Below are 6,472 nucleotides of genomic sequence, written 5' to 3' on the forward strand. Positions count from 1 at the left end.
TCACGCCCAGCCGGCGTAGGACAGGGCGGCGACGTTGGTCGCTGTGCTCAGCGCTTCGGCGGCCTCACGCCGGAGCTGGCGCAGCAGGACCTCGCGAGCGGTCGTGGCGGCCGAGTCAACGCTCTGCATGTCGTCGGCCAGGCCGATGTCGCCCAAGTGCAGCACCGAGCCCGACAGCTCGACCACCTTGGCGCACCTCCGTGGGAGCCCCGGCGGCAAGCCCCACGACTGGTGGAGCCCACGCCGGGCGCCGATCTCCGCGGCGGCTCCAGCCATGGGGCTGCCCGGTGTGGCGGTCAGCCGCTCGGTCAGCTCGGCCAGCGTGGTGCGCAGGCGCAGCTCGGCCTCGGAGATGCTCATCGCCTGCACGACGTGAGCGGGGACCGGGTCGCAGGCGTAGGACTGCCAGTCCACCAGCCATCCCTGGTCGCCCTCCGGACCGAACGGGCTGACCCGGGGGACCAACGCTCCGCCGAGGCCAGGCACGAAGACCGCCTCCTCGGCGGCATGGGCGGCGGCGAGCATCTCGGGGGTGCCTGCCGGCATCCCGTGGCTGTGCCCGGGCCGGGGCAGGGCCACCAGCACCACCTTCTCGCCCAGGTCCCGCCAGGAGGCCAGCGCCGGCCCCAGGCCGACGACCTCGTCGATGTCTGGGAGCGCCTGCCTGCCGACCTCGCTCAGGTCCGCCCACCCGTTGAAGGCGGCCGAGGCCCACAAGGCGACACGCACACTCGCAGGCAGCACCGGCATCTGGTGATGGTAGGACGGCGCGGACACTACGCTTGCGCCCTATGAGTGATGTCGTGGAATTTGCCGGGGTCGGCGTCATCCGCAGTGGAAACGCCCTCCTGCACGACATCACCTGGTCGGTCGAGGAAGGTGAGCGGTGGGTCGTGATCGGCCCCAACGGCGCCGGCAAGACGACCCTGCTCCAGGTCGCGGCAGCGCGGATGCACCCCACGCACGGCGTCGCCGGGGTGCTGGGTGAGGTGCTGGGCGCCGTGGACGTCTTCGAGCTGCGACCGCGCATCGGCGTGTCCAGCGCGGCGATCGCCGAACGCCTCCCCGCGAACGAACGGGTGCTGGACGTGGTCCTGACGGCCTCCTGGTCGGTGGTGGGCCGCTTCGCCGAAGAGTACGACGCCGTCGACGAGCGCCGTGCTCACGACCTGCTGGCGGCGCTCGGCGTCGCCCGCCTGGCCGATCGGCAGTACGGCACGCTCAGCGAGGGGGAGCGCAAGCGAGTGCAGATCGCCCGCGCCTTGATGACCGATCCCGAGCTCATGCTGCTCGACGAGCCCGCAGCCGGTCTCGACCTGCGCGGACGGGAGGACCTGGTCGCACGACTGCAGCTGCTCGCCGAGGATGTGGACGCCCCGGCCCTGGTGCTCATCACCCACCACGTGGAGGAGATCCCGCCGGGGTTCACCGACGTGCTCATGCTCCGGGACGGCCAGGTGGTGGCGGCGGGGCCGATCGAGAGCACTCTCACCGCGGAGAACCTGTCCCGCACCTTCGGCCTGCCCTTGGAGGTGGACCGGCACGGCGACCGGTGGGCCGCCCGCGCGGCGCAGCCACCCGCTGACGCGCTCGCAGGCGCGGAGCCGGACCGCCCCGCCCACGCGTGACGCCGCTGGAGGCCGTGCTCATCGCGGTCGCGGGCTTGGCGGCGGGCACCATCAACACCGTGGTCGGCTCCGGGACGCTGGTGACCTTCCCCACTCTGCTGTTCTTCGGGTACGCCCCGGTCTCGGCCAACGTCTCCAACTCCCTGGGTCTGGTGGCGGGCGGAATCAGCGGTGCCTGGGGCTACCGGCGGGAGCTGAGCGGACTGCGCTCGACGGTGCTCGCGCTCGTGCCCGCGTCGCTGACCGGCGGGGTGCTCGGGGCCCTGTTGCTGCTGGTCCTGCCCGAGTCCGCGTTCGAGGCCATCGTGCCGGTGCTCATCGGCGTGGCGCTCGTGCTGGTCGTGCTCGGGCCACGGCTCAACCGGTGGGCAGCGTCCCGGCGGGGCGAGGGCGGATCCGGTCCCTCGCCGGCCGGATGGGGAGGCCCGCGCGGCGTGGCACTCCTGGTGGGGGTGCTCCTGGGCGGGGTCTACGGCGGGTACTTCGGCGCCGCGCAGGGGGTGCTCCTGGTCGGTTTGATGGGCGCACTGCTCCCGCTGGGGCTGCAGCAGATCAACGCGGTCAAGAACGTGCTGGCCCTGGTGGTGAACCTCGTGGCAGCCCTGGTGTTCCTGGTCGTGCAGCCCGAGCAGATCGACTGGCTCGTGGCCCTGCTCATCGCCGCCGGTTCGACCGCCGGGGGAGTGCTCGGTGCGCGCGTCGGGCGCTCCATGCCATCGTGGTTGCTTCGCGGGGTCATCATCGTGATCGGTCTGGTCGCGATCGCGGTGCTTCTCACATGAGTGCCGTTGACCTGAACCGCCTTCCGCGCGGCGTCACGGCGATCCACGACGCCGCCGACACGCGGGTGCGCGACTACTTCGGCCTGACCGACGTCGCGCTCCGCCGCACCCTGGAACCGCGTGCGGGACTGTACATCGCCGAGTCGGCCAAGGTGATCGCCCGAGCCGTCGGCGCCGGGCACCGGATGCGCTCACTCCTCCTGGCGCCACGCTGGCTGGATGACCTGGCGGAGCTCGTCGCGGCCTGCGCCAACGACGGGGTCCCCGTCTATGTCGCGGCTGCCGAGGTGATCCAGCAGATGACCGGCTTCCACCTGCACCGGGGTGCCCTGGCCTCGATGCACCGCCCCGTGCTCCCGGCCGCCGTGGACCTGCTCGGCGGTGCTCACCGGGTGCTCGTGCTCGAGGACATCGTCGACCACACCAACGTGGGCGCGCTGTTCCGGTCGGCAGCAGCGCTGGGGGCGGATGCCGTCATGGTGACTCCACGCTGTGCGGACCCGCTCTACCGGCGGTCGATCCGGGTCTCGATGGGCACCGTGTTCCAGGTGCCGTGGACCCGCCTGTCGCACTGGCCCCAGGATGTGGAACTACTGCGCGGGCACGGCTTCGTGGTGGCCGCCTGCACTCTCGCCCCGGACGCCATGACGCTGACCTCCCTGGCGAGCCGCCCACCACCGAGGCTCGCGCTGGTGCTGGGCACGGAGGGCGACGGACTGAGCGACCGCACCCAGGCAGCCGCCGACCTGAGCGTGGCCATCCCGATGGCCGGCGGGGTGGACTCCCTCAACGTCGCCGCGGCCGGCGCCGTCCTGCTGTGGGCCCTGCGCAGCCGTTCCGCTCAGTTCTGACTCGCCGAGACCAGCCCTTGGCGCATCAGGTCTAACGACCTGCGCAGCAACCGTGAGACCTGCATCTGCGAGACCCCGACCGCCGCGGCGATCCGCCGTTGCGACAGCTCCTCGGTGTAGCGCAGCCGCAGCAGTCGGCGGTTCGGCTCCGGCAGCGCTGCCAGCGAGGGTTCGAGGCTGATCCGCCCCTCGACCTCGTCGAGCCGCGACGAGGGTGCCTCGAGCACCTCAGCGGGTTCGCCGGCGCTCATCCGCGCGGCGTCCAGGCTGTCGGGGCGGTAGGCCGAGCCCAGAGCCATGGTCTCCGTCACCAGGGACAGCGGTAGCCCCATCTCGTCGGCGAGCTCCGAGGCGGTCGGTGTGCGCGACCAGGTCTGGGTCAACCGTTCCGCCGTCTGCGCGATCTGCGGGCGCAGCTCCTGCAGGCGGCGCGGCGGCCGTACCCCCCACGTGTGGTCTCGAAGGTGCCGCCTCAGCTCGCCGCGGATGGTCGGCACCGCGAAGCCCGCGAACGGCACCCCGAGTTCGGGGTCGTACCGGCGTGCGGCGAGAACCAGACCCAGCCGGGCCACCTGCAGCAGGTCTTCCTCGGCCTCTCCACCGCCGGCGTACCGGCCGGCGAGGGTGTCGGCCAGGTCGAGATGGTCCACCACCAACGACTCCACGCACGAGCACAGGGGCTCGCTGGGCAGCACTCCACCGGTCACGGTGTGTGGCTGTACGCAGTCCACTATCAAGGCCATCACCTCCTGGGCATGCAAAACCCACGACGTGTGGCGACCTTCTGGACCACGGGTGCGGCGCTCGCTTCGGGCGGCGGCGCCTGCTGTGTGAGGGTGAGTGTATGCCGACGACCAGGCACGACGCCAGCATCGTGCACGTCGACCTGGACGCGTTCTTCGCGGCGGTGGAGCAGCGTGACAAGCCATCCTTACGTGGTAAGCCCGTCGTGGTCGGTGGCACCGGCTCGCGCGGGGTCGTCTCGACGGCTTCCTACGAGGCGCGACGGTACGGAGCACGCTCGGCCATGCCGACCCAGGAGGCGCGAAGGCGCTGTCCTGCAGGAACGGCCTTCCTGGCGGGGCGGCATGCCGCGTACCGGATCTCCTCCGAGGTGGTCATGGAGGTGCTGCGGTCGACCACGCCCGTGGTGGAGCAGGTGTCGGTCGACGAGGCGTTCCTGGACCTGGCCGCGGCGGGGCCGGACGGCCTCCTCACGCGGCTCTCCGCCGAGGAGGTGGGTGCCCACCTGCGACACGAAATTGTCGCAGCGACGGGTGGACTCAGCGCCTCCGTCGGCCTGGCGCGGAGCAAGATGCTGGCCAAGATCGCCAGTGAGATGGCCAAGCCCGCAGGGGTCCATGTGGTGCCACCGGGCAGAGAGCGCGAGGTGCTGGCCCCGATGTCGGTCCGCGTGATCTCCGGTGTCGGGCCTGCCACCGAACGTCGGCTGCGCGGCTTCGGCGTGGAGACGGTCGCCGACCTCGCGCGGGTGCAGCTCGCGGACCTGGTCTCCATCTTCGGTGAAGCCCACGGCGCCTCGCTGCACGCGCTGGCCCGTGCGCAGGACCCTCGGGAAGTCACGACGCACCGCTCCAGCAAGAGCATCTCCGCCGAGGAGACCTTCCCCACCGATGTGGCCGACCCCGCCACCCTGGCCACCGAGGTCGAGCGCCTGTCGGGGCAGGTGGCGCGACGGCTGGAGGAGTCCCACGGCTTCGCCCGCACGATCACGGTCAAGGCTCGCTGGCACGACTTCCGGACCGTCACCCGTTCCGGGTCTCTGCCCTTCGCCACCGGCGACCCGGTAGTGATCTCCCGGGAGGCAACGCGCCTGCTGGCCACCATCGAGACGGCGGACGGTCTGCGCCTGCTGGGGGTGGGCGTCAGCGGTCTGACCAGCCACGCTCAGGGCGAGCTCGAGCTCGAAGCGACACTCACCGTGCCGACCCGCCCGACCACGACCGTGGTCGACCACCCCGACGCCGGCTCCTCGCCCGAGACCGACGAGAAGGTCGCCGACGGTGCAGCGGGCTCAGGTTCCCCCGTCACACCGGCCCCATCCTGGGCGACCGGCGCCGACGTACGGCACGAGCGGCACGGACGGGGGTGGGTGTGGGGCAGCGGTGCCGGCATCGTCACCGTCCGGTTCGAGGGTCCCCGCACGCCGCCCGGTCGCATCCGCACCTTCGATGTCGACGACCCCGAGCTCGCGCCCGCCGAGCCGCCCGACTGGCGCGGCTGAGGGGTGCCTGCGTGCTAATCTTTCTGGTCGTTGCCCGCGGCTGTGCGCTGTCGGGACACCCTCGTCCGGGTGGCGGAATGGCAGACGCGCTAGCTTGAGGTGCTAGTGCCCTTCAATGGGCGTGGGGGTTCAAGTCCCCCTCCGGACACCCGACGTCACGCTGCCGCGTCCACTCTCGGTGGAGTCCCGCTGCGGTCGTACCCGAGTTCGACGCCGAGCGAGGCATGAAGCCCGCTGCCCCGGCGGGTCCGCTCGGCCAGGAGGACCGGGGTCCTGCCCCGATCCTCCAGTGCCCTACGTTCCGTGTCCGGGGACCGGCCTGCTCCAGTTGACGAGTCCTCAACCATGGTCCTGGACGAGGGGGAGGAGGAAAGTAGGTGTGAACGGTCGCGTCGAAGTCCGTGACCACCCTCGAGGGCGGGAGTAACGATGACCACCTCAGCCCGGCAGACCGACCGCCCGGTGCGGCCGGATCCTCGCAGCGAGCCGAGACAGCACCGCGCCTACGAGCGGCGAATGAGACGGAGGCGAGGGGTTGCCGACACGGCCGCGGTTCTTCGCGCGGGCGGCATCCAGTTGGTGTGGCTGGTGGTGCTCGTCGCGGGTGCCGCCATCCCCCTGAGTGAGGTCCTGGTCGACGACGGTTGGGAGTGGGTGAGCCCAGTCCTCGGCTTCGTCATCGTCGTCGCGGCCGGCCTGGAGCGCATCTTCCGCCGCACCACCGACGCGGCGGTCGCCTTGGACAGGCTGCGACGCAGCCTGTCACGCGAGCGGCGGCTTCTGATCGCCGGTGCCGGTCCCTACGCCACGGCGCAGGATCCGTATGCCTTCTATGCGGAGTCTTGCGAGCGCTTCATCGCCGCCTATGACGACGCGATGGTCGACTACAGCAGTCGGGCGGTTCGTTCCACTGAATGAGCGGTGCTGCGGGCCGCCGAGGGCCCGGCCCTGCGCGCGGAAGGGGCG

The 6,472-nt window shown here is 71.6% G+C and carries 7 protein-coding genes and 1 tRNA gene; 6 read left to right on the plus strand and 2 right to left on the minus strand.

Annotation, left to right across the window (positions count from 1 at the left end):
- Positions 1 to 750 (minus strand): hypothetical protein, encoded by a 750-nt coding sequence (locus tag VJ976_RS11215; RefSeq protein WP_324100305.1) that lies wholly within the window; start codon positions 748 to 750, stop codon positions 1 to 3.
- 41 nt (positions 751 to 791) lie between these two features.
- Here VJ976_RS11215 and VJ976_RS11220 point away from each other — a divergent pair, with 41 nt between their 5' ends.
- The 3 genes from VJ976_RS11220 to VJ976_RS11230 are packed head-to-tail and all read left to right on the plus strand — an operon-like array spanning position 792 to position 3,261.
- Positions 792 to 1,628, plus strand: coding sequence for an ABC transporter ATP-binding protein (locus VJ976_RS11220; protein WP_324100306.1), 837 nt, complete (start codon positions 792 to 794; stop codon positions 1,626 to 1,628).
- A complete protein-coding gene (locus tag VJ976_RS11225; protein WP_324100307.1) occupies positions 1,625 to 2,410 on the plus strand; it encodes a sulfite exporter TauE/SafE family protein in 786 nt (261 codons plus the stop codon). Before VJ976_RS11220 ends, VJ976_RS11225 begins: the two co-directional genes overlap by 4 nt.
- On the plus strand, positions 2,407 to 3,261 hold the full coding sequence (locus VJ976_RS11230) for an RNA methyltransferase (RefSeq protein WP_324100308.1): 855 nt from the start codon (positions 2,407 to 2,409) through the stop codon (positions 3,259 to 3,261). Before VJ976_RS11225 ends, VJ976_RS11230 begins: the two co-directional genes overlap by 4 nt.
- Here VJ976_RS11230 and VJ976_RS11235 read toward each other — a convergent pair.
- Entirely contained in the window at positions 3,252 to 4,004 is a 753-nt protein-coding gene (locus tag VJ976_RS11235) for a sigma-70 family RNA polymerase sigma factor (protein ID WP_324100309.1), read from the minus strand. The two genes, VJ976_RS11230 and VJ976_RS11235, sit on opposite strands and share 10 nt — an antisense overlap.
- 101 nt (positions 4,005 to 4,105) lie before the next feature.
- On the opposite strand from VJ976_RS11235, the gene VJ976_RS11240 reads away from it, so the two are divergent.
- From VJ976_RS11240 to VJ976_RS11250, 3 genes are all read left to right on the plus strand, one after another.
- Positions 4,106 to 5,506, plus strand: coding sequence for a DNA polymerase IV (locus tag VJ976_RS11240; RefSeq protein ID WP_324100310.1), 1,401 nt, complete (start codon positions 4,106 to 4,108; stop codon positions 5,504 to 5,506).
- 63 nt (positions 5,507 to 5,569) lie between these two features.
- Positions 5,570 to 5,654, plus strand: a tRNA-Leu gene (locus VJ976_RS11245).
- A 431-nt stretch (positions 5,655 to 6,085) separates the two neighbouring features.
- Complete coding sequence (locus VJ976_RS11250) at positions 6,086 to 6,424, plus strand: hypothetical protein (protein WP_324100311.1); 339 nt, start codon at positions 6,086 to 6,088, stop codon at positions 6,422 to 6,424.
- The last annotated feature ends 48 nt before the right edge of the window (positions 6,425 to 6,472 follow it).

This window comes from Ornithinimicrobium sp. (assembly GCF_035267225.1).
Classification (GTDB): Bacteria; Actinomycetota; Actinomycetes; order Actinomycetales; family Dermatophilaceae; genus Ornithinicoccus.

Bases quoted from the DNA above. Each gene is read 5' to 3' on its own strand.
- VJ976_RS11215 (WP_324100305.1), bottom strand. From the start codon at position 750: ATGCCGGTGCTGCCTGCGAGTGTGCGTGTCGCCTTGTGGGCCTCGGCC.
- VJ976_RS11220 (WP_324100306.1), top strand. From the start codon at position 792: ATGAGTGATGTCGTGGAATTTGCCGGGGTCGGCGTCATCCGCAGTGGA.
- VJ976_RS11230 (WP_324100308.1), top strand. From the start codon at position 2,407: ATGAGTGCCGTTGACCTGAACCGCCTTCCGCGCGGCGTCACGGCGATC.
- VJ976_RS11235 (WP_324100309.1), bottom strand. From the start codon at position 4,004: ATGGCCTTGATAGTGGACTGCGTACAGCCACACACCGTGACCGGTGGA.
- VJ976_RS11240 (WP_324100310.1), top strand. From the start codon at position 4,106: ATGCCGACGACCAGGCACGACGCCAGCATCGTGCACGTCGACCTGGAC.